This window comes from Streptomyces albidochromogenes, from assembly GCF_005981925.1.
Taxonomy (GTDB): Bacteria; Actinomycetota; Actinomycetes; order Streptomycetales; family Streptomycetaceae; genus Streptomyces; species Streptomyces albidochromogenes.
This window is the reverse complement of record NZ_VBVX01000644.1, coordinates 1-818: the sequence shown is the minus strand read 5'-3', so window position 1 is coordinate 818 and position 818 is coordinate 1. Positions and strand designations below refer to the sequence as shown.

The following is an 818-nucleotide window of genomic DNA, read 5'->3' as shown; positions in this document are numbered from 1 at the left end:
CGGCGGCCCTCGGGGAGCGCGGGACGCCGGTGAGGATGTTCGGCGCCGCGGTGCCCGCCGGCGCCCTGACCGAGGCCGTGCGCAGGACCGGGCCGTGCGGCGTCGTCCTGTGGTCCCAGACGCGCCCCACCGCCGACCGGTCGCTGCCCGGCCGGGTGCGCGCCACGACCTGGGGCATCAAAGGGGCCCGCACCCGGCCCGCCGTGCTGGTCGCGGGCCCCGGATGGAGCCGTACGCGCCCCGCCGAGGACGTGCACCGCCCCAGGGGCCTGGCGCACGCCCTGGAGCTCATCGGGGCGGTGCGGGGCGGCTGATGCCGGGGGCGCCGGGCCGCAGCGAACTCCGCCCCTCCTGCCAGGCGCCCAGCACGTGCTCCTCCCAGCGCGACTCCAGCAGCACGCTCGCCCGGATGCCGAACGCCACGTCCGCCGCCAGCTCCGGCTCCCGGTCGAGGAGGTCGCCGATCACGTCGCGGCGCATGACCTGCTCGTGCACCGCGTCCGCCTCGACGTGCTCGGTGAAGAAGCGCGTGCACTCCTCGCCCGCGCCCAGCCGCTCCAGCGCCTTCGCCATCCGGCGCGCGCCCGGCGGCGAGGTGATCTCCAGGGTGGCGAAGTTCCCGACCAGGGCGCCGCGCAGCGCGCGGTGCAGGCCGAAGAGCGACATCGCGTTGACGGGGGCGAGCGTGACGGCGGGCGCGAACTCCAGGAACAGTCCGTAGCGCGCGTCCAGGCCCGCGCCCTCCATCAGGTCGGCGAACAGCCTGGCGTGCACCCGGGTGCCGCGTCCGGCGCCGTACTCGTCGAACTCGACCGCCA

Annotated in this window: 1 protein-coding gene and 1 pseudogene; one reads left to right on the top strand and one right to left on the bottom strand. The window is 77.0% G+C overall.

Annotation, left to right across the window (positions count from 1 at the left end):
- Positions 1-314: pseudogene (locus tag E2E34_RS34520) on the top strand (transcriptional regulator); the annotation flags it as partial.
- On the opposite strand, the gene E2E34_RS34515 reads toward E2E34_RS34520, so the two are convergent.
- A partial coding sequence (locus E2E34_RS34515; protein WP_138905743.1) for an iron-containing redox enzyme family protein occupies positions 289-818 on the bottom strand: 530 nt, incomplete at its 5' end. The pseudogene E2E34_RS34520 and the gene E2E34_RS34515 overlap by 26 nt on opposite strands.